The following is a 24,035-nucleotide window of genomic DNA, read 5'->3' as shown; positions in this document are numbered from 1 at the left end:
TTCCATAAAAATACTAGAAAATAAAAAGTATTATTTAAATGTTTTCTAATTATTTACTTTTATTTTTTCTTGAAAATCTTATAATCTTTTGGACTTCACCTAATATTAATGGCATAGAAGATGCACAAATAACTACAATCCATTCCCTTAAATCAAGGTCAACTAAATGAAAGGCTTCTTCCAAAAATGGAACATATAAAACAAGTAGGGTCAAAATAAATGATGCTCCAACTCCTAAAAGTAAAAGTTTATTTGAAAATATTCCAGTTTTGAAAATTGTTTTGTCAATTGACCTTGCTGAAAAAGACCTTAATAGTTCACACAAAATTAAGGAGGTAAAGGCCATAGACCTTGCCATTTCAAGTCCTCTTCCTCCCATACCAAAAAATCTAAGACCAATTACATAGACCCCCATAACTGCAAGGGAAATGGAAATTGATTGAACAAAAAGGGTTATACTTATTTCTCTATCAATTATTGGCTCATCGGGATCTCTTGACGGCTCTTCCATAATGTCATCTTCTCCCTTTTCAACGCCAAGGGCAAGAGCAGGAAAAGAATCTGTTACAAGATTTAACCACAAAAGCTGAATTGGTATTAAGGGGACTGGAAGTTTAAAAATTATTGATAAAAATACAATTAAAACTTCTCCAATGTTACAAGAAAGTAAATAGGTTACAAATTTTTTAATATTTGAATAAATTATTCTTCCTTCTTTTACGGCATTTACAATTGTTGCAAAATTATCATCAGTTAAAATTACATCAGATGTGTTTTTGGCAACGTCGGTTCCAGTAATGCCCATGGAAATTCCAATGTCTGCCCTTTTTATAGCAGGAGCATCATTGACTCCATCGCCTGTCATGGCAACAATATGACCATTATCTTTTAGGGCCTTGACAATTTGCACCTTGTTTTCAGGTGAAACTCTTGTAAAAACTTTTTTAGTCTTAACTATTTCCCTAAGTTCATCTTCACTCATATTATTTAATTCTGATGCAACAATGGCCTGATCTCTATTTGTGGCAATTCCAAGATCCTTTGCAATGGCAAAACCAGTTTCTAAATAATCGCCTGTAATCATTACAGGTTCAATTCCGGCTTTTCTACATTCTCTAATGGCATCTTTTACCTCAGGTCTTGCAGGGTCAATCATTCCCGTAAGTCCCACAAAAATCATATCTCTTTCATTTTCTTCCGATAAAATTTTTTCAGGAAGTGAATCATAATTTCTATAGGCATAGGCCAAAACTCTTAGGGCATCTCTTGCAAATTCATTATTTTTTTCAAGGACCTTATTCTTTAAACCTTCAGTGAAATGCTTAATTTCTCCATCAATTAAAATTTTTGAGGAATTTTTAATAATAATGTCAGGTGCTCCCTTTGTGAAAGATGAAACTTTTCCTTCAAAAAAATCCTTGTGAAAAGTTGTCATCATTTTTCTGTCAGAATCAAAGGGTATTTCATCAAGTCTTCTGTATTTTGTATTTAGTTTTTCCAAATCATTTCCTGATTTTTCTGCAAGAGTCAAAAGAGCTCCCTCTGTTGGATCCCCTATTATCTTAGAATCACGTCCCTTTATTTCAAGCTCGGCATCATTTGTAAGCCCTGCAATGGATGTTAAAATTTTAATACTAAGGTCATTTTCAATATTGACTTTTTTATCTCCTCTTAAAATTTGTCCTTCTGGGTCATAGCCAGTTCCATAAACTTCTAAAACTTCCCCATCGACAAAGACTTTTTTAACAGTCATTTCATTTTGAGTTAAAGTTCCAGTCTTGTCAGAGCAAATTACAGTTGTTGTTCCCAAAGTTTCAACTGCCAAAAGTTTTTTAACAATGGCATTTTTTTCAGCCATTTTTTTCATACCAATAGATAATACTATGGTTACAATGGCAGGAAGACCTTCAGGAATTGCAGCAACGGCAAGAGAAATTGAAGTCATAAACATTTCAAGAAGTTCATAACCATATAAAATACCAACACCTAAAACTACAAGGCAAATAATTATAACTAAAATTCCAAGGACCTTTGAAAGATTTGCTAGCTTTTTTTGAAGGGGTGTCAGTTCCCTATCAACTGTTGAAAGAGATGTTGCAATTTTCCCAATTTCAGTTTTTTGTCCCGTTTCAATAACCACAGCCTTTCCACGACCATAGCTAACAATTGTTGATGAATAGGCAAGATTTTTTCTATCCCCCAGTTCAATGTCCTTTTCATAGACTTCTTCAGCATGCTTTTCAACAGGCACAGATTCACCAGTTAATGATGACTCATCAATTTTTAAATTTGAAGATTCTATAAGCCTTAAATCAGCAGGCACAATGTCGCCAGTTTCTAAAATAACAATATCCCCAGGCGCAATTTTTTCTGAATTTACTGCTTGAGATTTTCCACTTCTAATAACTTTTGCCTTTGGAGAAGACATTTTTTGAAGTGATGAAATTGCATCTTCCGCCTTTCCTTCCTGATAAATGGAAAGAGCCGCATTTAAAATTACAATGACAAGAATAATTAAAGAGTCTAGTTTTTCACCTGCTACAAAATAAGAAACAGCTGCAGCAGCAAGCAGGATTATAATCATAGGGTCAAGAAACTGCTCCTTTAATTTTTCAAATATAGATTTCTTTTCTTCTTTTTTTAGAGCATTATCACCACATTCACTTAATCTTTTTTGAACTTCCTCATCACTTAAACCATATAAATTTGAATTTAATTTGTCCAAAGCATCTTCTGAAGTATGTTTATACCAAAAATTTTTATCCATTTTTCCCCCAATCTTCTATAAAATTCATATAATTTTAAAATATAAAAAGCCTCTCTCCAAAAGGATAGGGACTTTCAAATTAGTGCTTTTTTAGTACAAAGTCAAGTAAAATTCTCTTGTTAAAAATAATCAAACATATGCCAAGCGCTATAACGGAAAAAATTCCGCTCTTATTGGCAATAAATCTTTCATAATAATAGTAAAGTCCAAGGAAAAAAGTAATATCAACAATTAGCATTGCACCGCCAAAAATTATTTTTGTCCTTAACTCTTCCCTTCTTCTCTCCTCTTTAAATCTATCATCTAAATTCATAAGTCACCTCAATTAAGTAAAATTTTAACATAAAAAAACCGTAGCTGCAATAAGAGCTACGGCTAATACTTTATTCTTATCCTCTCAATTTCTTTAAAATAATTTTTTGTTCAACACTTGCAACTAATTTTCTTGTATAGGCAACTGTGTCAGGATTTACAGAAATTGAAGTAATTCCATTTTCTACTAAAAATTCGCAAAGTTCTGGATATTGGCTTGGTCCTTGACCGCAAATTGAGCAAGTGATTCCGGCTTCATTTGCTGCATCAATAATAATTTTTAAGGCTCTCTTAACAGCTTCATTTCTTTCGTCAAAATAACCCATATTATTTAAAACTCCGCTATCTCTATCAGCACCCATAATTAATTGTGTTAAGTCGTTTGATCCAATTGAAAATCCATCAACAAGTGATGCAAATTCTTTTGCTTGCATAACAACTGAAGGAACTTCTGCCATAATCCAAATTTTAAAGTTTTTAGATTGTTTTAAGCCTTCTTCAGCCATAATATCTTTTACAACAACAAGCTCTTCTGGAGTTCTTACAAAGGGAAGCATAGCAATTACATTTGTTAGACCATATTCTTCACGAACTTTTTTCATAGCCCTACATTCTAATCTAAATCCTTGTTCATATTCAGGAGAAATATATCTTGAAACCCCTCTCCAACCAATCATTGGATTTTGTTCAATAGGTTCAACTTCATCGCCACCCTTTAGTCCTCTAAATTCATTTGTTCTAAAGTCACTCATTCTAACCACAACATTTTTAGGATAAATAGCTTGGGCAACTTTTGAAATTCCTTCTGCAAGTTTTTCAATCATAAAGTCACCTTGGCCAGTTTTTGCAAGATACATCGGGTGAGCACCAATCATATTTGTAAAAATAAATTCAGTTCTCATTAGGCCAATTCCGTCAAGAGGCAGGTCTTTATATCTGTCAATAAGTCCTGGTTCGCCAAGATTCATATAAATTTTTGTTGCAGTTACTGGGGCAAAAAGATTTTGTAATTCTTCAACATTTCCAATTCCTTGGCCCTTATTTTCATTTTCCTTTTTGTCTTTTTTATTTAAAACATTTCCATCATAGACAATTCCCCTTGTTGCATCAACAGTAACAAATTGTCCAGTTTTTAAAACCTTTGTTGCATCCTTTGAACCAACAATACAAGGAATTTGTAATTCTCTTGAAACGATGGCTGCATGGCAAGTTCTTCCGCCTTCATCAGTAACAACACCCGCTGCCTTTCTCATGGCAGGAACCATATCAGGGTTTGTCATTCCAGTAACTAAAATGTCACCATCTTCAACTAAATTTATTTCTGAAACATCCTTAATTAATTTAACTTTTCCTCTTCCTAGTCCCGGACTTGCTGCTAAGCCCTTTACTAGAGCTACTAATTTTTCATCCACTTCTTTTTCAGACTCCTCTTTTTTATTTTCCTTTAAAGTAGTTATAGGTCTTGATTGTAGGAAATAAAATTCCTTTGTATCTTTATCAAATCCCCATTCAGTATCTTGAACAGAACCATATAATTTTTCAACTTTTTTGCCCATTTCTACTAACTTATCAAGTTCTTTTTTGGATAGGCATTCTTTATTAACAGCCTTTTCTCCTAAATAATCAGCAACTTTAACATCTTCAGTTCCAACGCCCTTTTTCTTTTTAATAACCATTGTTTCTTTGGCTGCAATATTCTTTTCAACAATTTCTCCTGACTTTTTATTTATAACATATTCATCAGGTGACACACTTCCAGAAACAACTGCTTCGCCAAGTCCATATGATGCGTTAATCATAATTTCATCTACATTAGATGTTACAGGATTTGCCGTAAACATAACTCCTGACTTTTCAGAATTAACCATTTTTTGAACAACTACACTTAAAGCAACGTCAAAATGATTATACTCTTGTTTTTCCCTATAATAAATTGCTCTTGAAGTCCATAGGGAAGCAAAACAATCCCTAATATGTTTTAATAATTCTTCTTCGCCTGAAATATGCAGGTAAGTATCTTGTTGTCCTGCAAAAGAAGCATCAGGTAAATCTTCTGCTGTTGCAGATGACCTTACTGCAACTTCAGGATCCTTAAGTCCGATTTCCTTTGAAAATTCTTTATAAGCTGAAACAATTTCTTCCTTAAGCTCGGGATAAAATTCTCCTTCTTTAATTTTCTTTTGAATTTCCTTTGAAGCTTCAGTTAAATCATCAACATTATCTACATTTAAATTATCCATTAAAAATCTTACAACCTCATCAAGTTTAGCATAATCAATAAATTTTTTGTAAGCCTCAGCAGTTACGCAAAATCCTGGTGGCACTGGAAGACCAAAAGAAGTTAATTCTCCAAGATTAGCTCCCTTTCCGCCAACAATTCCTACGTCATCTTTGCCAATTTCTTTAAACCATTTAATGTAATTATATTTAGACATTTGCATCCCCCTTTATTACCATTAATATTATAGCACAAATATTAATTATGTTATTCTATTTTTTAAATTTTTTTAAAATTTTCAAAAAATAAGAGCTGCAATTTTATGGTAATCATAAAGTTTGTAGCTCTTAGTTTTTTATTTCTTTAAATTTTTGACAAGTTCTGCTATTGATAGGGTTGAAATATCTTCTTTTGGTATTTCTAAAAGTTTAATAAATTTATAAATTGTTTCTTCATCTGGGCCTTCTATTTCGGCGTAGGGATAGGGATACGTTGCTTCGTCCCAAGTGTCTAAATCAATTTTTAAATCATTGTAAATATATTTTTTCCTAAATTTTTCTCCACGAGAAAATTTATCATAGCCCATGAGCCTTAAAATATTTTCAAGTTCTTCTTCATCATCAAAGGTTATAGTATGTTCAATATTATCCCTAACATTTAAAGATGAAAAATTTTCCTTAAAGGTCAAATATTTTGTTATCTTTCCATTTGTATCTGAAATTCTTATCCTTAAATAGCCTTCTTTTTTGTAAATCTTGTGGGCTGTTGAGTTTATTCTAATATTTATTTGATTTTCTTCTCCCAAATATTTTGCGCCGACTTCAATTAACTTCTTTTCTAATTCTTTTAAATCAATATTTAAAATTTTAAGTTCAATTTCTCTTTCCATTAAAATATCCTTTCTAATTTAAAATCTAAAAAATCACTGGCAACAAATTTATAAATTACCCCATTTTTTTCTCCTTCAAAGGCAAATTTGTGGCTCTTGCCATGGAGGTGACCATAAAGGCAAAGTTCCACCTTATATTCTACCAAATTTTTTGAAAATTCATTTTCCTCATGGTTTTGACTAAAGGGAGGATAATGAATCATGACTATTATTTTTTTATTTTTTGCTTGGCCAAGGGAGTTTTTTAGTCTTAAAACTTCCCTATCATAAATTTTTTCATCTGCTTCAGAAAATTCTAAGCTGTCTTTTGCCATCCAGCCTCTTGTGCCGCAAATTGAAAATCCTTCATATTCATAGGAATTATTGTGCAAAAATTTTATGCTTTTAAATCCCTGACTTTCCATTTTATTTATTGAGGACCACCAATAATCATGGTTGCCCTTTGAAATAATTTTCTTGCCCGGAAGCTTATCTATTTTTTCTAAATCTGGAAGGGCATCCTTTAATTTTAGTCCCCAAGAAATATCTCCTGGCAGCAGGACTAAATCATTTTCTTTAACTTTTTCCTTCCAATCTCTTATTATTTTTTGTTCATGATTCTTCCAATTTTCGCCAAAAACATCCATGGGTTTTTCCTTAGTAGAATCAAAATGTAGGTCTGCTATTGCAAAAATCATTTTTACCTCATATTTATTAAATTATAGTCAATTTGTTTTTTGTTTAGAATTTCTATTTCTCTCTTATTTGATGTAAAGATTATAAGTTGGTCAAAATTTTTAAGATATTCAAGAACACATTCAAGTCTTAAATCGTCATAGTTTGCAAAGTGGTCATCAAGAATTATGGGAAAATCTTCAGGAAATAAAATGAAAATTATTGCCATCCTAAAGGCAAAATAAAGCTGATCACAAGTTCCCCTGCTTATGTCTTCCAGTGAAACATATTTTGAATTTCCCCTATCATAACAAGAAATATTATATCCCTCATCTATAAAAATTTCATCATATTTATTATTTGTAAGTTCAGAAATTATCTCTGCTATTTTTTCTCTTAGCTTTGGTAGAATCTCCTGTCTATTTTCTCCTAAAATTTTCTTTAAATTATTTAGGGCGAGCTCTGTGTAGTCCCTTTGATAATATAATTTTTCTAGCTCTCCTTTTAAAAAGGCCTGTCTTTCATTTAAGTTTTTTAAAACTTCAAGAGATGATTCAAGAGCATTAATTTGTCCCTTAATTTTAGAAATATTTAATTTTATATTATTGATATTTTCCTTAATTTCATCTAAATTTTTATCTTCAAATTCTTCTAAAAATTCCTCAGGCACAAAGTCTTTAAAATCTTCTAGCTTATTTTTTAGATTGTTTAGCCTATTTTCCTTTAAAGATAGGTCTTGAAGCCTATATTTTTCCTTAAAGTTATTTATGTTTTCTGCCCCAAATTTTTGAAAGATGTCCTTTAAACTTTTATTTAAACTTTCAATTTTCTCTTCCAGTTCTATATTTCTCTTTTCCCTATCTTCTTTTCTTTCTAACTTATATTCATTAGAAATTCTCATCTTGTCATTAATTTTCATCTTGGATGATAAAAATTCATTTAGGGAAGATGAATCTTCAAGGTCATATTTTTTTGCCATGGCAGAAAAAATCTTGTCAAAATTTCTTTTTCTTGCAGTTTTTACCATGGACTTATTTTTTAGGTCATCCATCCTAATCTTAAGCCTATAAACCAGTTCTCTATTTACCCTAAATTTCACAAATCTAAGATAGGAATATAGGAAAAATATTAAGGAGACGGCTGTTAAAAAGTATTTTTTTATATAAACTGAACCTATAATTATTAAAAATCCCAAGAGGATTCCAAGAAAAGTTAGGCCCAAATAAATATTTTTAAGCTTCTTTGATGCTCCTAAATCCTTTGACAAAAATTCCATTTCCTTAGAATAATTTATAGAGTTTAATTCGTCAATTTCTGTCCTGAATTCTTGATAGGCAAAATAGTCTTTTTCCAAATCATAATTTACTTCTTTTAAATCCTCTAATTCATTACTATTAAGTCTATCAATTAGACTAAAATTGGCCTGAATTTCCTTGTTTATTTCTAAAGCCCTTTGAAAGTCTTCTAGGGAAATGTGATTTTCCTTATTTTGTGAAATCTCCTCTTCAAGGCCTTTAATTTCATTTTTTAATTTATTAAAATCACTTGATTTCTGCCTATAATAATTTTTCTCTTCAAAGGCAAGTTTTTCTTCCTCATCCCTTAAAAGGTCAAGCATGTGAAAATATTTTTTTCTATCCTCTTCAAAAATTAATTTCTTTTGGTCTATCTTTTCAAGTTCTGTCTTTCTTGTGCCTATTTTTGTCTTTGAACGGGTGTCCTTTCCCAAATCCTCTAAATCACCTTCAAGACGCTTTAACAGGCTCTTATAGGAAAAATCTTGATCTCTTGAAGTCAAAAAATTTGAAATTTTTTCCTTTACGGTTTCCTGGGCACTTTTATCTATTTGGCTATCCATTTGCCTTATATAAAAGGTTGACTTAAAAAGAGGTCTTGTCATGGAAAAAAAGTAAACGCCTGGCTCCTTAATTCTTGAATATTTTTTAAAGGAAGGGTGGTCTGAAATGTCCTCTCCCCTTGTAAGATTTAAAACTTCAACTTCATCTTCATTAAAATCCCTAAAGACCCTATAAAGATCCCTTTTTTCTATTTCTATAAAACCCTTGTAGTCTGTACCTTGCCAAGGTTTATATTTATTAAAAAGTTCGTCCTTATTTCTGGATTTTAAATTGTCCTTGGAAAATCCATAAAAAATTCCGTCAATAAAAGAATGACAGGTGGATTTCCCTCCTTCATTTTCAGCATAGATTATATTTATCCCGTCTTTTAAATCTATTATTTTATTCTTAAATTTTCCAAAGGCAAGTAGACCTAATTTTTTAATTTTCATGGCTTGCCTCCATTAAATATTTTATTCCGAGCCTTAGGCCGTCCATTTCTAAAGCATCTTCCCTATTAAAGGAATTAATATATTTCCCCAAAAGAGTGTTATCATTTTTTTGCAGCAAATCCTCAATTGAATAAGAAGGCAGTAGATAATTTTCAATTTCAAAATAAAAAGCCCTTAAATTATTTTCAAGGTAGGATAAAAGATAGGTACTTTCCCTATATCTTCCCCTAAGTCTTATCCTATAAAGATCCTTATCATTAATATTTTTTGAAATTTGTCCTAAAACTTCTTCCGGATTTTTTTCATCGTCTATTTCAATGTCCAAAATTTGAAAGTGTTTGACCTGAGAATTTACAAAATGTATTTCTTGTGAGTCTAAATCAACTTCTATAAAACCGTGATCTCCAGTTTCCTTAAAGGACATAGGTTCTAAGGACCCGCAGTAATAGGCATTTGCAAAAACTTTTCCCCTTTTGTGAACATGACCCATGGCGACATAATCAAATTTTTTTGCATAATCCTCTTCCAATTTTAGAAAATTTCCATCTTCTATAGAAGCATGGATCAGAAGTATATTATTATAATCTTCTTTTATTTGCGGTTCAGGCAAAATTTCCTTAAAATATTCACTATTATAGGAAATTCCAAAAACTCTTGTCTTTAAATTTTCTAAATCAACATAGGAAAATTCATCTCCAAATAAATGGACATTTTCCGGAAGTTTCACCTTCTTATATATGGAATTGCCATCTAAAAAGTCGTGGTTGCCACATACTATAAAGACAGGAATTTTTATTTTTTCAAGTTCAAATAAAAATTTATTCATTTGCGATAGGCTAAAATATTCCCTTTCAAATAAATCTCCTGCCAATAGCATTAAATCTATTTTACTTTTTTCCACATAAGAAATTACAGACAAAAAATTTTCCCAAATATCTCTTGTAATTTTTTCCCTAATTTCTATAGGAAGATTTCCCTTATAAAATTTTGAAAAATGTAAATCGCCTAAATGAATTAGTTTCATAATATCACCATTTTCATTATAGCATATAAATTTTTGCTTTTTTTTAAAATATAATGGGTCAAAAAAAATCCTCGGCGAATGCCGAGGAAATGATTATTTTATTAACGCCTGAAGTTTTTTAAAGGTATCTGTTCCTGCAACTCCCGCCAAATCAAAAAGAATTGTTTCTGTATTTGAAATTACTGCTCCCATTTGATCAAGTTGACTAAGGCCGTTTTGGTGATTAAAATCACTTCTTGAACCTAAAGCATCAGAAACAGCAAAAACTTCATAGCCCTTTTCTAAAAGTCCTCTTACAGTTTGAAGGATACAAATATGGCTTTCAATGCCACAGACTATGATTTGTTTTTTATTTTTTGCTTTTAAATCCCTTAAAATTTCTTCATCTTCAGTTGAATCAAAAGTTAATTTGCTATGTTCTACATAATTTTTAAGATGTTTCAAAATTTCTTCATGGTTTGAACCAAGACCCTTAAGATATTGGGCAGTAACTACAAAATCCATATCCAAAATTTCGCAAATCTTAGCCAAGATAATTGAATTTTTTAAAACTCTTTCATTATTATCAATTGCCTTTAAAATTTTTGGTTGCATATCTATAAACATAAACATAGCCTTATTTCTGTCTAATTTAAAATTTTTCATCGAGCCTCCTACATTTCTTCAACTTTTACGCTGTTCATTAATTTTTTTATTTCACTCATTTCAACTTCTGAAAATTTCATATAATTTTCGCATATACTTGATGCAATTGCAAGTTTTATTGTCGTTTCTAAATCATAATCTCTGTCAATTCCAATGGCAAAGCCAGCAAGAATTAAATTTTTATTATAGGTCTTAAAATCTGATATCTTGTCAAAATAAACCTTATAATTCTTGTCTTTTGTTGAAACGACAGTTGCCCTTTGACTATTGACAACAACAATTCCAACACCTTTATCAATTAATTTTTTTGTAACCTCTGGCACATCTCCAGTATGGGTAATATTTTCTTCCCCTGTCAAATCTTTTTTGTCCATTATGAGAACGTAGGGTTTTGAATCCTTAATTTGTCCCACATTTTCAGGATTTACTACAATCTTTACATTTTCTTTATAGCAAATATTAATAAGAGCTTCATATAAATCATCCTTTAAAGAATCATGATCAATAATTGAAAGACCAACAATTTTTTTGCCCCTTATAGCTTCTGCAAAGGCATTTATAATGTCCTTTTTATCTTCCATGGTAATTCTTGGGGACTTGCTTTTAAAAATAGTCTTGCCTTCTCCATTATCAATTATTATATTTTCTATATTGTCATCTTTAAGGGAAATGCTTGTACTTTCAATATAATGATTTCTAAGGTCACTTTCAATAAATTTGCCAATATTTGTTCCCTTTAGATAAAAAACCTTAGAGTCTTGGAAAAGTCTATTGGCAAAAACTGCCATGTCAATCCCATAACCTGAAGCATAAACTCTTGATGCGTCAATAAGATTTTCTTCACCCACATTAAAAATTTTACTTTTATATTTTCTTATAAGTTTAGGATTAAAATCACAAAATAAAATCATGTATTCACCTCATTTTACTAACTTAATTTTATTTAAAATATCTTCCTTTAGGGCTTGTAAAATTTCTTCCGCTCTTTTTTCGTCCTTATTTTTTGTATAGATATAAACTTTTATTTTTGGTTCTGTTCCTGATGGCCTTAAGGCAAACCAAGATCCATCTTCTAAACTATATTTCAAAACATTTGAAGAGTCAATATTTTTGTAGCCCTTAATAAAATCAATTTTTTCTCTAGTCTTTAGACCTCCAAATTCTGAAATTTCTCTTGATCTAAAGTCCTCCATAATCCTTTTAATTTTTTCTGCCCCTTCAATTCCTTCCATTACAATTGAAGTTAAAAAACTTTTAGCATAAGCATATTTCTTATAGATATTTTGGAGCTGATCATAAAGGCTTAAATTTCTTTTTTTATAGTAGGCTGCCATTTCTGCCGTCATCATAGCAGCACTTACTCCATCCTTATCCCTTAAATGATCTGAAAGAACATAGCCAATTGATTCTTCAAAACCTAAAATAAAGGAATACCTCCCTGTTTTTTCCCAAATATTTGCATAGTTACAAATATTTTTAAAACCTGTTAGGGACTGAAAGGATTTAACCTTGTAGGTCTGTGCAATATAATCAACTAAATCAGAAGACACAAGGGATCTTACTATGGCAGAATTTTCTGCTAATTTATTTTTTTCAGACAGAGAGCCTAAAACATATTCAACTAAAAGATAGGCAAGTTCATTTCCTGAAAAGGCAAAATAATCACCTTCTTCTTTTTTTCCTAAAACTGCCAGCCTATCGCTGTCAGGATCCGTTGCAATAATAAGGTCTGCCTTATTTTTTTCTCCATATTTTTTTGATAAGTCAAAGGCTTCAATAAACTCAGGATTAGGATAAGATACTGTAGAAAAATCAGGGTCTGGATTTTCTTGTTCTTTTACAATTATAAGATTTTCAAAACCCCTCTGCCTTAAAATATGCCTTACGGGAATATTACCACAGCCATTTAGGGGTGTATAGACAATTTTTATATCCTTATCTAAATCTTCCCCATCATGAAGAGTAAGGTCCAAGGTTTTTTTATAGTAATCTTCATCAAAATCCTTAGAAATAATTTGAATTACAGACTTGTCAAAGGATTTATCTCCTAAGTAGTCTTCAAGGTCTTCAAATTTTATTTTTTCAATCTCTCCTAAAATTTCACCTGCTATATCTGATAAAATTTGAGAACCCTCTGACCAATAAACCTTATATCCATTATAAATTTTAGGATTGTGAGAAGCTGTAACCATTATTCCACCGCCAGTTTTTAAATATCTAACTGCATAGGCAAGCATGGGAGTTGGTCTTATGTCGTCAAAAATATAAGTCTTTATTCCCTCTTTTGCAAAAATTTTGCAGGACAGCTCTTCAAATTCTTTTGAACCATGTCTTACATCTCTTCCAAAAACAATGCCCTTATCATGAATTTTGTGGTTCTTTAAGACCTTTGAAATTGCAAGGGCAGTTCTTGCCACCACATATTTATTCATCCTATTGGTGCCTGGTCCTAAAATTCCCCTAAGGCCAGCCGTTCCAAATTCAAGGTCCCTATAAAAACTTTCTTTAACTTCATCTTCTGACATTTGCCTTAAGGCCTCTTTTGTCTTTTCATCTGTAAAAGAACCTTCAAGCCATTTTTTGTATTCTAATTTATAATCCATAACTACTCCTTACAAATATTCTCAAATTTTCCGCCAATTAAATTGACAAGGTCCTTTGGCTTTACTTTCATTTGCATGCCAACTTTTCCCGCACTTACAAAAAAATAATCATAATCTTCAGCTGACTTATGAATAACTGTTGGAAATTCCTTTTTCATTCCAACTGGTGAGCAGCCTCCGTGAACATAGCCCGTTAGAGAAAATAATTCTTTTTGGGGAAGCATTTCTATTTTTTTTGTATGAGTAGCCTTGGCAGCCTTTTTTAAATCTAGTTCATGATCACTGGGCAATACAAAGACAAAATATTCCTTGTCCTTAGAATAGGTGACCAAAGTCTTAAATACTCTACTGACATCCTCTCCAGTTTTTTGGGCCACATCTTTTCCACCAATGCCGCCCTCTGTAGAATATTCAATTAAATCATATTTAATATTATTTGTATCTAAAATTCTTATAGCATTTGTCTTTTTCATAATAACCTCTTTAAAAAAAGTATAGATTACTCTATACTTCATAATACCCATATTATACTAGAAAATTATCTTTTTTTCTTTAAAAGGATCATAAAAATTAAAATTATGACTCCAAAAATTACAATTGTTCCCCCAGGTTTTAATCCCAAATAAAAGGAAATGAAAAGTCCTCCAAGAGTGAAAATTATCCCAAAAACCGAGGAAAGAATTGTGGATTGTAAATATCCCCTATTAAACTGAAGGCTCAAGGCAACGGGAATTACCATTAACGATGAAATAATTAAAATCCCAACAGTCCTTGCAGATATTGAAATTGTCAGAGCAATTAAAAACATAAAAATTCTATTTATAGATTCAACTTTTAGACCGCTTAGTTTTGCTGAGCTTTCGTCAAAGGAAATATACATTAAATCCCTATATAAAAGGGCAAAAATAAAAAATATTACAAGGGAAAGAATAATAATTGTATAAAATTCAAAGTTTGAAATTGTTAAAATTGAACCAAATAAAAAGGATTCAAAATTATAAGAAGTGCGGATAAATCCTGACATAAGTGATGCAAGACCAATTCCTGTTGACATAACAATTGCCGTTGAAATCTCCTGATAGCCAGGAAAATTTTTTCTAATAAATTCCATAAAAAAACTTGCCAAAATACAAGTGATAATTGCGCCGAGCATGGGCTGGATACCTGCAAAAATTCCAATCATAACTCCTGCAAGAGAAACGTGAGAGAGGGCATCACCAATTATGGAAATTTTCTTATTGACAATAACAATTCCCATAAGGGGAATAATAAGTGATAAGAAAAATCCGCATATAAAAGCTTTTATCATATATGAATAAGAAAAAATTTCCATTACTTTACCCTTTCCAGTTTTTTATCTTCTATCTTATAAATTTTATTAGCTAAATTTTCAAGGTCCTTAGGCTCATGAGTTACCATAAAAATACTTATATTTTTTTCTTCATTAAAATATTTTAATAGATCAAAAAGACTTTCCTTGGATTTTAAATCAATGCCAGCTGTTGGTTCATCTAAAATTAAAAATTCTATGTCATTTACAATTGCCTTTGCAATTAAAACCCTTTGCCTTTGCCCCCCTGAAAGCTGGCCAAATATATGGTTTTTAAAATCTTCCATGCCTGTAATCTCAAGGGCCCTATTTATTTGCTTTTCATTTTCCCTTGATAATCTTTTAAAGGGCCCTATTCTTGGATAGATGCCTAGGGATAAAAGCTCCTTAACTGTTATGGGAAAATTTAATTTGTCCGCTGCACTTAGCTGGGGCACATAAGAAATTTTGTGGGGACTTTTTAAAAGGTCAAAGGAAATTTCTCCCTCATAGTCTTTAATTTCCCCCAAAATAATTTTTAAAAGGGTAGACTTACCCGCCCCATTTTCACCAATAAGCAGCGAGAAGTCCCCCTTTTCAATTTCTAAATATATATTTTCTAATATATATTCCTTTTTATATGAAAAAGACAAATTTTTTACACATAAAATTTTTTCTGTCAATTTAAAACCTCATTTAAAACCCTTAGATTTTCCTCCATAACTGAAAGATAATCCTCATTATTTTTTATTTGATCTTCATTTAAAGATTCAAGGGGTGATAAAATAACAATTTCTGCCCCTGTTTCCGCCTTTATGGTTTCTGCAATTTTTGTATTTACCATATCTTCGGCACAAATATATTTTATATTATTTGCTTTAATAAAGTCAATTATTTGAGCCATAGTTTTAGGATCTGGTTCACCAGAATTATTTACATTTTTTATAGGAAGCTGTTTTAAATTATAGTCCCTACAAAGATATCCAAAGGCTTCATGAGTTACGACAAAAGTTTTGGACTTTGCATTTTTTAAAGTCTCTTCATATTTTTTATCAAGTTCGTCTAACTTGTCAGCATAGGTTTTGAAATTATCTTCATAATATGAAGCATTTTCCTTGTCAATTTCTGAAAGTTTATTTTTTATATTTTCCAGTTCTATTTTTGCATTTTTAAGAGAAAGCCAAGTATGGGGATCGTAAGAACCGTGGTGGTGAGTGCTTTCAAGCCCATATTCATGTTCGTCTTCATGATTTTGGCTTTCATTGTGACTATCTACTTCATTAGCTTCATGATTATGCTTATGATTTTCTTCATCGTCATTATGGTCATGATCATGTTCGTGGTCGTGATCATGATTGTGGTCATGATCTGAAACAATTAAATCCACATTCTCTGAAGCTTCTAAACTTTTAAGTTCAGGCATAGAAGACAAAACTTTTTCTGTCCAAGATTCTAAACCTGAACCATTATATATAAATAAATCTGCCTTAGATAAATTTTTTATATCGTCAGTTGACGGTTCATAGTGGTGAGCTTCTTCACCAGGTTTTACGAGCATTGACAAATTAATTTTATCCCCTCCAATTTTTTTTGTTAAATCATAAACTGGATAAACAGAAGCATAAACATCTAATTTCCCATTTTCCATACTTACATCTTTATTTTCATTTGCCCTTCCGCAAGCAGTAAATAAAAGGGCAAATAATAAAATAATTAGTTTTTTCATTTTAGCCTCCTTGCAAATAGTTTCCATTCGCACAAATTATTATAACAAATTTTAAATTTTTAGCAAGGGTATTTTGAAAATTATTAAAAATATATTATAATAATACAAAGGGTGATTATATGAACAAATATCAAAAGTTATTAAAAGAACATAATTTAATTTTAACTAAGGGCAGACTTCATGCTCTTGAAGTTTTATCTAAAGAAGAAATTCCCCTAAATGTGGAAGAAATATTTGCCAAAGTCGACAAAGAATTTGTGCCTAACTTCACATCCCTTTATAGAATTTTAAATCAGCTTTATGATGCTGGTCTATTAAATAAAACAATTTATCAAGACGGTATAAATTATTATGAATTTAAAAGACATGATCACAGGCACTATATTATATGCACAAAATGCGGCAAGGTATCTAAAATTAAGGGCTGCCCAATGGATGCGTTTGAGGAAGAAGTTTCAAATGACACAGGCTTTATAGTTAAGGGCCACACAGTTGAACTTGAAGGTATTTGTCCCGATTGCCAAAAAAATGATAATAAATAGACATGAAAAATCCACCATCTCCGGTGGATTTCTTTTGATTTATTCTTATTAGTTATTACTTTCTTCCCTATCTAGGGCTTTATTTTCATCAGACTTTTCTTCAGAATTTATGATATTATTTTCTGAATTTTCATCTTTCTCATCTTCTGAAATTTTCCCATCGCTATAATCTTTTAAAATCGTCATAAATTCATCGCCAGTTATTGTTTCTTTTCTCAAAAGATATTCAGCAATGGCTGTTAGGGTTTTAATATTTTCTCTTAAAATTTTTATTGCTTTTTCATGAGCCTCGTCAATAATTTTTGCAACAGCCTTGTCAATTTCATATTGTCTTTGAGGAGAACAAGTTAAAGATGAATCTCCTCCTAAATAGGAGTTTGACATTGATTCCATAGCAACAAATCCAAAGTCCTTATCCATACCGAACCTTGTAATCATAGCCTTGGCAATTTTCGTTGCCTTTTCAATATCATTTGAAGCTCCTGAAGTCTGCGTATTAAATATTACTTCCTCAGCAGATCTGCCCCCAGTTAAAGTGACAATTTTATTGAAGGCTTCTTCCTTTGACATTAAAAATTTTTCTTCTTCATCAACTTGCATTGTATATCCAAGGGCACCTGATGTTCTTGGAATTATTGTAATCTTATGAACTGGAGCTGAGTTTGTTTGCTTTGCAGCAACTAAAGCGTGACCCACTTCATGATAGGCAATAATTCTTTTTTCATTTGGAGAGATCATGGCATTTTTTCTTTCATATCCGGCAAGCACAACTTCAACAGATTCTTCTAAATCCCTTTGACTCATTTTATCTCTACCTTCTCTAACTGCTCTTAAAGCTGCTTCATTGACCATATTGGCAAGGTCTGCTCCTGATGCTCCTGCTGTTGCCCTGGCAACTTGACCATAATCAATATTTGCTTCCTTTTTAATATTTTCTGCGTGAACTTTTAAAATAGCAATTCTTCCTGCTAAATCTGGAAGTTCTACAGGTATTCTTCTATCAAATCTGCCTGGTCTTAAAAGTGCGGGGTCAAGAGAGTCAGGTCTATTTGTTGCAGCTAAAATTACAACACCGCTTCTGGCATCAAAGCCGTCCATTTCAGAAAGCAATTGATTTAAAGTTTGCTCCCTTTCATCATTGCCTGAAAAACCAGCACCATCTCTTTTTTTGCCAATTGTATCAATTTCGTCAATAAAAATAATGCAAGGGGCTTTTTCTACAGCTTGTTTAAATAGATCCCTTACCTTTGCAGCTCCAAGTCCAACAAACATCTCAACAAATTCTGAACCAGAAATTGAAAAGAAAGGAACATTGGCCTCAGATGCCACAGCCTTGGCAAGAAGGGTTTTTCCTGTTCCTGGAGGACCAACAAGAAGTGCCCCCTTTGGAAGTTTTGCACCAATATTTGTATATCTTCTTGGATTGTGAAGAAAATCTACAATTTCCCTTAAAGATTCCTTGGCCTCTTCCTGGCCTGCAACATTTGAAAATTTTATGCCGTCAGTTGATTCAACATAAATTTTTGCCCCCGACTTTCCAATATTCATAGGCCCTATTCCTCCCATGTCTCCCATTTTTTTAAAGAGAGTTTTGGAAAGAATAAACCATAAAAAGCTAACTATTAAAAATGTTGATAGGAAAGATAATAGCAGCTGGAGAATTGGATTTAATTCTTGGCTATAAATCTGCTCACTTTTTACATTATGTTCAATTAATCTGTCTACTAACATGGGGTCGTTGAAGCGATTAGTTTCATATTTTTGCCTTTTTCCTTCTTCATCTTTTGCAACAAAGGCAATTGTCCTATCTCTCACTTCCACACTTTCAACTTGTCCTTTATTTATCATATTTACAAAGCTTACATAGTCGGACTGTTTAATATTTGTATCTCTGTTAAGTAAGGGTATTGTGTAATATGTTATCATAAAGAAAATTATAATGGCACCAACATAATAAATTAAATTAGGCTTATTTTTTCTAAATTTATTTTTTTTATTATCTTTATTTTGCAATTGTAACTCCTTTCATTTTATTACTTATACCCAAAAAATTTTTAATTTTTCAGGGTAAAAAATTTTTGATGCAAAATTCATCAAAATTTCACATCAAAATTAAATAATCTCTCTCCTATTTTTTAAAGCAGCGCCAATTGTTATTTCATCATAATATTCAAGGTCCCCTCCAACTGGAAGGCCAAAGCCAATTCTAGTAACCTTTATTTTAAAATCCCTTAAAATACTAACAAGATAAGATGCAGTAACATCACCATCAGTTGTTGGCGAAGTTGCAATAATAATTTCCTCTATTTCTTTATCTTCCTTTAGTCTTTCTAAAAGTGAATCAATAGTTAAATCCCTTTCGCTTTTACCCTTTATTGGTGAAATAATTCCGTTAATAACGTGGTATTTACCCCTATAAATTCCAGACCTTTCCATGGCATCAACGTCCTTTGGATATTCTACAATGCAAATTGTTTTGTTATCCCTTGAAAGGTCTGTGCATAAATCGCAGGGATCTTTATCTGCAATATTTGAACAGATAGAGCATTTTTTTACCTTGTTTTTAATTTCTCCAATAGATTTTGCTAGACTCTTAACTTCAAGCTCATCCATTCCAATAATATAATAGGCAAGCCTTTGAGCACTTTTTGCTCCTATGCCTGGCAGTCTATTTAAATTTCTAATTAATTCTTCAATAGGGCCAATTTTATAAGTCATTTTATAGTCCTGGTATATTTAAGCCGCCAGTAAATTTGCTCATTTGTGAACTCATTTTTTGTTCAGCAGCCTTTAGGGCTTCGTTAACGGCAGCCACAATTAAATCTTCAAGCATTTCTACATCGTCAGGATCCACAACTTCCTTATCAATAGAAATTGAAACAAGTTCCTTATTTCCGTTGACAACAGCACTTACCGCTCCTCCACCTGAACTTGCACTTATTTCTTCATTTTTTAAATTTTCCTGCATATCTTCCATTTGTTTTTGAAGCTTTTCTATTTGCTTCATCATATTATTCATATTTCCACCAGAACGTGGAAATCCTGGATATCCCTTAGCCATAAATCCTCCTTATTTTCTATTTATTATATTTTTTTCAAATAAATTTTCAAGCTTCTCCGCTGTAATATCTTTTTCCAAAGAAAATCTTACTTCTATATCTCTATTATATCTTTTCTTCAAAAGACTTTTAATTATTTCTAACCTTTCAGGATCATTTACAACCCTTATATGAAAAACGTGGCCCTCTGCAAAAGTTATGTCTAGTAAATTATTTGCAAAGGAATGGACCTTTGCATCAATTAAAACTCCTGCTAAGGCAACCTGGTTTATAGCCTTTAAATTATCTAAAATCTTTGGCCAATCCTCCCTAATATCTTTAAGGCTTAGGATTTCTTCCTTATTATTTTCATCATCAAATTCTTTACTTTCTTTTAAAATCTCTTTTGCTTCAGGAGTTTTTAAGTCAAATGACTCTTCTTCACTTTCATTTTCAAGAGGCAACCCTTCTTTTTTTTCTACTCTATCTTCTAATATTGGGGAAGGGACAAAATTTTCGTTCTCTGACTTATGAATTACTTGACTTTCCTTTTCTTTTTTAATTATATCAGAAGGATCCTCTCTTTTAAAGCTTTGAGTTCTTCCCTCTTCCAGAGATTCTATTCTTTCCCTTAAATTTTTTATATTATCCCAAAGGCTTTTTTGAGACGGCTCACTGCAAATTTTAAGAGAGGTCATTTCCATTAAAATCCTTGGGTTTTCCGCATATTTAATATTAGTTTGTAGGTCTTTTAAGCCGTCAATAATTTCCAGTATTCTGTCTAAATCTGAATTTTGGGCTTGAGCTTTAAATTCCTTTAAATAAGTTGAAAAAACAAGTTTTTCAGGCTCCTGCAAAGTTTTTACCAGCATTAGGTCTCTAAAATGACCTAGGAGCTGATTATTTAAGGATAAAAAATCTTTACCTTGATCTGCTAGCTCATCAATTGCATTAACAGCACCAATTAAATCCCTATTTATCAGGGCATTAGTAAATTTAAAAATTGCCTCTTGGGAAGAAATTCCTAAAATATTAACTGCATCTTCAATAGTCATATTTTTTATGTCAAAAGATAAAAGTTGATCTAAAACTGAAAGGGCATCTCTCATGGATCCATCTGCATTTTTTGCAATTAAAAGATAAACCTCATCATCTAATGATTTACCTTCCTCTTCAGTAATGGACTTTAAATTTTTTATAATTTCATTAATGGCAATTCTTTTAAATTCAAACTTTTGAGTTCTCGATAGAATTGTTGCAGGGATCTTTTCAATTTCCGTAGTTGCCAAAATAAAAATCAAATGCCTTGGGGGTTCTTCTAAAATTTTTAAAAGAGCATTAAAGGCACCCTTTGAAAGCATATGAACTTCATCGATTATATAAACCTTATATTTTAAGGAAGTTGGCGGATAGATTACCTTTTCTTTAAGCTGCCTAATGTCATCAACTCCATTATTTGAAGCTGCGTCCATTTCCACAACATCCATATTTAAATCATTTAAAATAGATGTGCATGACTCACATTTGTTGCATGGATTTCCATCAATTGGATTTTCACAATTAACTGCCCTTGCAAAAATTTTTGCAGCTGACGTTTTTCCTGTTCCTCTCGTTCCTGAAAATAAATAGGCATGAGAAATTTCATTATTAATTATTTGATTTTTTAAAGATTTTACTATAAATTCTTGACCAAGCATTTGGTCAAAAGATTTTGATCTATATTTTCTATAAAGGGCTTTATACATTTTCTCACCACATTTATTATAACAAAAAATTTACCATAATAAAATTATCTATTAGTTTTAACAGATTTTTCACAACTTTATCACAAACATAAATTATGATAAGCATATAAATTGATTAGGAGGAAATTAATTATGAACAATTTAAGAAAAGTATTAAGCGTAGGCGTTGCTTCAATTCTTATGTTAGGAATGGTAGCTTGCCAAGGCGGAAACAAATCTAATGCTAACAAAGCTGAAAATACAGCTATTGAAGAACAAAAAGAAGCTAACGAAGCTAAGGCAAATGCTAATGCAGAACAAAAAGAAGCTAATGCAGCTATGGAAGATGCAGCAGAAGAAAAGGCTCAAGAAGAAACTACTACTGAAGAAGCTCCTGCAACTGAAGAAGCTCCTGCAGAAGAAAAAGCTGAATAATTAATAAAAATTTTAATATTAAGGGGACTTTCATTTGATTGTCCCTTTTTTTATAAGTAATTTTAATTTACATACTATAATAAAATATTTCTTTAATTCTCATTTATGATATAATAGAAATACTAAGCGAAAGAAGGTGTCCTATGTTTTGTCCCAATTGCGGAAATATTGTTTCAAAAGATGACAACTATTGCAAGGTGTGCGGTAAAAATTTAAAAAACATAAAAATTAAGGTTGAATCCCTTGACTCTACCACACCTGTAAAAGCCGTTAAAATGCCTAAGACAAAAGATGTTACAAGAGTTTTTAATCCCAAGGATATTGACGGTATTGATACAACTGATGACATAAAAAATATTATTGCAGAAGTTGACAAAAAAATTTCCAAAAATATAAAGGAATATGAAAAACGCAGCTCTGAAGATGCCTTAATTAATAAAGAAAAAGAAGAAAAACTTAATTTATCTATGGAAAAAGGCCCTTCTACTAGCGAAAAAGTACAAATAAAAAAAGAAACAAAAGCCCAAGAAAAAATTGATTCAAAGGACAATTTCAATATAAGTAAAAAGGAACTTATCAGAAGAGTTCAGGAAGAGCTTAAGAAATCTCCAAAAATTTCTTCTGATGATTATCTTGAAGAAGAGGAAGAAAAAAATATTGAAGGCTCAAAAAAATCCTTAAAAGACCTTTGGAAGGACTTTATAAATGAAGATGACGATGAGTTTTCAATTTTTAATTCCATAAAGAAAGATAAGTCCCAAAAAACTTCAAGAATAAGAAATTTTGAAATAACGAATACTTCTGATGTTTCCAATAAATCTCTTGAAGACACCATGTCTGTTCCAAAAATTAAACTTGATAAGGATGGAAATGTGGATCTTAATGTTTTAGAAAATGATTCAAAGGAAAAGACTAAAAATAGTCCTAAGAAAGTCCAAAAAAATTTTCATGATGTCAAGCCCTTTCAAGGGGAAAAAATAGAAAAAACAGAAAAGATAGATAGAGAAGAAAGCCCCACAGTCAAGGCTGAGGATTTTAAGATTTCAAAGGAAAAAATTTTTGGAAGAAATGATGAAAAAAAGCTTTTAAGGGCAAAAGAAGAAAAAAAGCCCCTGGCTAAAAAACTAGGCTTGAAAAAAGAAAGACCCTTAAAAAGTCAGGATCTTAAGGAAAATTTAGCCGATGAAAAAAGTAAAATCAATAAATTAAGAGAAAATATTGAAGAGGACCTTTCAAGGGAAAGTTTTCCCAGAAAGACCGAAAGCAAAGCCGATGATTTCATAAGAAATAATTTTAAAAGGCTTTCAATATTAAATATAAATTTTGCTGAATTTTTAAAATCATATAAGAGTACGGAATCTATAATTTTAATAATTTTAGGCATCCAATTAATATTTGTTCAAATGTTTGTAGGTCAAGGAAAGTTTACGCCAATGCTTTTATTCTTCTTAATCTTAAAACTTATTTTTGACTACCTTCAATTTGTGGTTCCTTTAAGAATTGCAAAAGATCAGACAAATATTTTAAAGGCAAATGACAATACTAAAGTTTACTGCCTAATAAATTGGTTTTACTGCAAATTTTTCTTATTCTTAGGATTTATACTAACACCCTTTAGCGGATTATTTAATTTTAATCTCCTAAAGGCCTTAACTCCAATGCCCATTGCCACAATATTTTTAATAATATTTTCACCAGCTGTGGCCCTAAGTTTTTACTATAGTGAGCTTGAAGATAAAAAAATTATAAACTTTGTTGGCTGGTATGCCTTCCTATTTATTTTAATTGAGCTTTTGACAAAACTTTTATGGTTTGGAGTAAACTTTACTTTTAATACACTATTTTAAAAAAATAACTGC

Annotated in this window: 21 protein-coding genes; 3 read left to right on the top strand and 18 right to left on the bottom strand. The window is 31.3% G+C overall.

Annotated elements, in window-relative coordinates:
• Window positions 1-49: 49 nt before the first annotated feature.
• The 14 genes from BQ4446_RS05015 to BQ4446_RS04950 all read right to left on the bottom strand — a co-directional run bounded on the left by BQ4446_RS05015 (window position 50) and on the right by BQ4446_RS04950 (window position 16,437).
• A complete protein-coding gene (locus BQ4446_RS05015; RefSeq protein WP_071027191.1) occupies window positions 50-2,767 on the bottom strand; it encodes a calcium-translocating P-type ATPase, SERCA-type in 2,718 nt (905 codons plus the stop codon).
• Between the two features lie 79 nt (window positions 2,768-2,846).
• Window positions 2,847-3,080: a hypothetical protein gene (locus BQ4446_RS05010; protein WP_071027189.1), complete on the bottom strand. Its 234-nt coding sequence runs from the start codon at window positions 3,078-3,080 to the stop codon at window positions 2,847-2,849.
• A gap of 76 nt (window positions 3,081-3,156) precedes the next feature.
• Complete coding sequence (ppsA, locus tag BQ4446_RS05005) at window positions 3,157-5,514, bottom strand: phosphoenolpyruvate synthase (RefSeq protein WP_071027187.1); 2,358 nt, start codon at window positions 5,512-5,514, stop codon at window positions 3,157-3,159.
• Window positions 5,515-5,652: 138 nt separating this feature from the next.
• Entirely contained in the window at window positions 5,653-6,186 is a 534-nt protein-coding gene (locus BQ4446_RS05000; protein ID WP_071027185.1) for a class IV adenylate cyclase, read from the bottom strand.
• On the bottom strand, window positions 6,186-6,863 hold the full coding sequence (locus BQ4446_RS04995) for a metallophosphoesterase (protein ID WP_071027183.1): 678 nt from the start codon (window positions 6,861-6,863) through the stop codon (window positions 6,186-6,188). The genes BQ4446_RS05000 and BQ4446_RS04995 overlap by 1 nt, the downstream gene beginning before the upstream one ends.
• A 2-nt stretch (window positions 6,864-6,865) precedes the next feature.
• The gene (locus tag BQ4446_RS04990) at window positions 6,866-9,130 is read right to left on the bottom strand and encodes an ATP-binding protein (RefSeq protein WP_071027181.1); all 2,265 of its coding nucleotides are present in this window, start codon (window positions 9,128-9,130) and stop codon (window positions 6,866-6,868) included.
• The gene (locus BQ4446_RS04985) at window positions 9,120-10,154 is read right to left on the bottom strand and encodes a metallophosphoesterase family protein (protein WP_071027179.1); all 1,035 of its coding nucleotides are present in this window, start codon (window positions 10,152-10,154) and stop codon (window positions 9,120-9,122) included. The genes BQ4446_RS04990 and BQ4446_RS04985 overlap by 11 nt, the downstream gene beginning before the upstream one ends.
• Before the next feature lie 93 nt (window positions 10,155-10,247).
• Window positions 10,248-10,799: an isochorismatase family protein gene (locus BQ4446_RS04980; protein WP_071027177.1), complete on the bottom strand. Its 552-nt coding sequence runs from the start codon at window positions 10,797-10,799 to the stop codon at window positions 10,248-10,250.
• An 8-nt stretch (window positions 10,800-10,807) separates the two neighbouring features.
• Window positions 10,808-11,710, bottom strand: coding sequence for a PfkB family carbohydrate kinase (locus BQ4446_RS04975; RefSeq protein WP_071027175.1), 903 nt, complete (start codon window positions 11,708-11,710; stop codon window positions 10,808-10,810).
• A 9-nt stretch (window positions 11,711-11,719) separates the two neighbouring features.
• Complete coding sequence (locus BQ4446_RS04970) at window positions 11,720-13,402, bottom strand: phospho-sugar mutase (RefSeq protein ID WP_071027173.1); 1,683 nt, start codon at window positions 13,400-13,402, stop codon at window positions 11,720-11,722.
• Between the two features lie 2 nt (window positions 13,403-13,404).
• Window positions 13,405-13,875: a Cys-tRNA(Pro) deacylase gene (gene ybaK, locus BQ4446_RS04965; protein ID WP_071027171.1), complete on the bottom strand. Its 471-nt coding sequence runs from the start codon at window positions 13,873-13,875 to the stop codon at window positions 13,405-13,407.
• Between the two features lie 65 nt (window positions 13,876-13,940).
• The gene (locus BQ4446_RS04960; RefSeq protein ID WP_071027169.1) at window positions 13,941-14,735 is read right to left on the bottom strand and encodes a metal ABC transporter permease; all 795 of its coding nucleotides are present in this window, start codon (window positions 14,733-14,735) and stop codon (window positions 13,941-13,943) included.
• Entirely contained in the window at window positions 14,735-15,394 is a 660-nt protein-coding gene (locus tag BQ4446_RS04955; RefSeq protein ID WP_071027167.1) for a metal ABC transporter ATP-binding protein, read from the bottom strand. The genes BQ4446_RS04960 and BQ4446_RS04955 overlap by 1 nt, the downstream gene beginning before the upstream one ends.
• The gene (locus tag BQ4446_RS04950) at window positions 15,391-16,437 is read right to left on the bottom strand and encodes a metal ABC transporter solute-binding protein, Zn/Mn family (RefSeq protein ID WP_071027165.1); all 1,047 of its coding nucleotides are present in this window, start codon (window positions 16,435-16,437) and stop codon (window positions 15,391-15,393) included. The genes BQ4446_RS04955 and BQ4446_RS04950 overlap by 4 nt, the downstream gene beginning before the upstream one ends.
• 119 nt (window positions 16,438-16,556) lie before the next feature.
• Between BQ4446_RS04950 and BQ4446_RS04945 the strand changes: the two genes are divergently transcribed.
• Window positions 16,557-16,979 carry a Fur family transcriptional regulator gene (locus BQ4446_RS04945; RefSeq protein ID WP_071027164.1) on the top strand — a complete coding sequence of 141 codons (423 nt, stop codon included), beginning with the start codon at window positions 16,557-16,559 and terminating at the stop codon, window positions 16,977-16,979.
• Window positions 16,980-17,027: 48 nt separating this feature from the next.
• Here the strand turns inward: BQ4446_RS04945 and ftsH are convergent, their stop codons facing one another.
• The 4 genes from ftsH to dnaX all read right to left on the bottom strand — a co-directional run bounded on the left by ftsH (window position 17,028) and on the right by dnaX (window position 21,762).
• A complete protein-coding gene (gene ftsH / locus BQ4446_RS04940; protein WP_071027161.1) occupies window positions 17,028-18,992 on the bottom strand; it encodes an ATP-dependent zinc metalloprotease FtsH in 1,965 nt (654 codons plus the stop codon).
• A 99-nt stretch (window positions 18,993-19,091) separates the two neighbouring features.
• On the bottom strand, window positions 19,092-19,697 hold the full coding sequence (gene recR / locus BQ4446_RS04935) for a recombination mediator RecR (RefSeq protein ID WP_071027159.1): 606 nt from the start codon (window positions 19,695-19,697) through the stop codon (window positions 19,092-19,094).
• Window position 19,698: 1 nt separating this feature from the next.
• Window positions 19,699-20,040: a YbaB/EbfC family nucleoid-associated protein gene (locus BQ4446_RS04930; RefSeq protein WP_071027157.1), complete on the bottom strand. Its 342-nt coding sequence runs from the start codon at window positions 20,038-20,040 to the stop codon at window positions 19,699-19,701.
• A gap of 9 nt (window positions 20,041-20,049) precedes the next feature.
• Window positions 20,050-21,762 (bottom strand): DNA polymerase III subunit gamma/tau, encoded by a 1,713-nt coding sequence (gene dnaX, locus BQ4446_RS04925; RefSeq protein ID WP_071027155.1) that lies wholly within the window; start codon window positions 21,760-21,762, stop codon window positions 20,050-20,052.
• A 132-nt stretch (window positions 21,763-21,894) separates the two neighbouring features.
• Between dnaX and BQ4446_RS04920 the strand changes: the two genes are divergently transcribed.
• A complete protein-coding gene (locus BQ4446_RS04920) occupies window positions 21,895-22,176 on the top strand; it encodes a hypothetical protein (protein ID WP_071027154.1) in 282 nt (93 codons plus the stop codon).
• 143 nt (window positions 22,177-22,319) lie between these two features.
• Window positions 22,320-24,023, top strand: coding sequence for a zinc ribbon domain-containing protein (locus BQ4446_RS04915; protein WP_071027152.1), 1,704 nt, complete (start codon window positions 22,320-22,322; stop codon window positions 24,021-24,023).
• The last annotated feature ends 12 nt before the right edge of the window (window positions 24,024-24,035 follow it).

This window comes from Peptoniphilus raoultii, from assembly GCF_900099555.1.
GTDB lineage: Bacteria > Bacillota > Clostridia > Tissierellales > Peptoniphilaceae > Peptoniphilus_A > Peptoniphilus_A raoultii.
The sequence above is the reverse complement of the archived record's forward strand: the minus strand, read 5'-3'. Positions and strand labels throughout refer to the sequence as shown.

Excerpts from the sequence above, each read along its gene's own strand:
- BQ4446_RS04975 (WP_071027175.1), bottom strand. The coding sequence starts at position 11,710 with ATGATTTTATTTTGTGATTTTAATCCTAAACTTATAAGAAAATATAAA.
- BQ4446_RS05000 (WP_071027185.1), bottom strand. The coding sequence starts at position 6,186 with ATGGAAAGAGAAATTGAACTTAAAATTTTAAATATTGATTTAAAAGAA.
- ybaK (WP_071027171.1), bottom strand. The coding sequence starts at position 13,875 with ATGAAAAAGACAAATGCTATAAGAATTTTAGATACAAATAATATTAAA.
- BQ4446_RS05010 (WP_071027189.1), bottom strand. The coding sequence starts at position 3,080 with ATGAATTTAGATGATAGATTTAAAGAGGAGAGAAGAAGGGAAGAGTTA.
- BQ4446_RS04915 (WP_071027152.1), top strand. The coding sequence starts at position 22,320 with ATGTTTTGTCCCAATTGCGGAAATATTGTTTCAAAAGATGACAACTAT.
- BQ4446_RS04985 (WP_071027179.1), bottom strand. The coding sequence starts at position 10,154 with ATGAAACTAATTCATTTAGGCGATTTACATTTTTCAAAATTTTATAAG.
- BQ4446_RS04950 (WP_071027165.1), bottom strand. The coding sequence starts at position 16,437 with ATGAAAAAACTAATTATTTTATTATTTGCCCTTTTATTTACTGCTTGC.
- recR (WP_071027159.1), bottom strand. The coding sequence starts at position 19,697 with ATGACTTATAAAATTGGCCCTATTGAAGAATTAATTAGAAATTTAAAT.
- BQ4446_RS04995 (WP_071027183.1), bottom strand. The coding sequence starts at position 6,863 with ATGATTTTTGCAATAGCAGACCTACATTTTGATTCTACTAAGGAAAAA.
- BQ4446_RS04960 (WP_071027169.1), bottom strand. The coding sequence starts at position 14,735 with ATGGAAATTTTTTCTTATTCATATATGATAAAAGCTTTTATATGCGGA.
- BQ4446_RS04970 (WP_071027173.1), bottom strand. The coding sequence starts at position 13,402 with ATGGATTATAAATTAGAATACAAAAAATGGCTTGAAGGTTCTTTTACA.
- BQ4446_RS04930 (WP_071027157.1), bottom strand. The coding sequence starts at position 20,040 with ATGGCTAAGGGATATCCAGGATTTCCACGTTCTGGTGGAAATATGAAT.
- dnaX (WP_071027155.1), bottom strand. The coding sequence starts at position 21,762 with ATGTATAAAGCCCTTTATAGAAAATATAGATCAAAATCTTTTGACCAA.
- BQ4446_RS04945 (WP_071027164.1), top strand. The coding sequence starts at position 16,557 with ATGAACAAATATCAAAAGTTATTAAAAGAACATAATTTAATTTTAACT.
- BQ4446_RS04990 (WP_071027181.1), bottom strand. The coding sequence starts at position 9,130 with ATGAAAATTAAAAAATTAGGTCTACTTGCCTTTGGAAAATTTAAGAAT.
- ppsA (WP_071027187.1), bottom strand. The coding sequence starts at position 5,514 with ATGTCTAAATATAATTACATTAAATGGTTTAAAGAAATTGGCAAAGAT.
- BQ4446_RS04920 (WP_071027154.1), top strand. The coding sequence starts at position 21,895 with ATGAACAATTTAAGAAAAGTATTAAGCGTAGGCGTTGCTTCAATTCTT.
- BQ4446_RS04980 (WP_071027177.1), bottom strand. The coding sequence starts at position 10,799 with ATGAAAAATTTTAAATTAGACAGAAATAAGGCTATGTTTATGTTTATA.
- BQ4446_RS05015 (WP_071027191.1), bottom strand. The coding sequence starts at position 2,767 with ATGGATAAAAATTTTTGGTATAAACATACTTCAGAAGATGCTTTGGAC.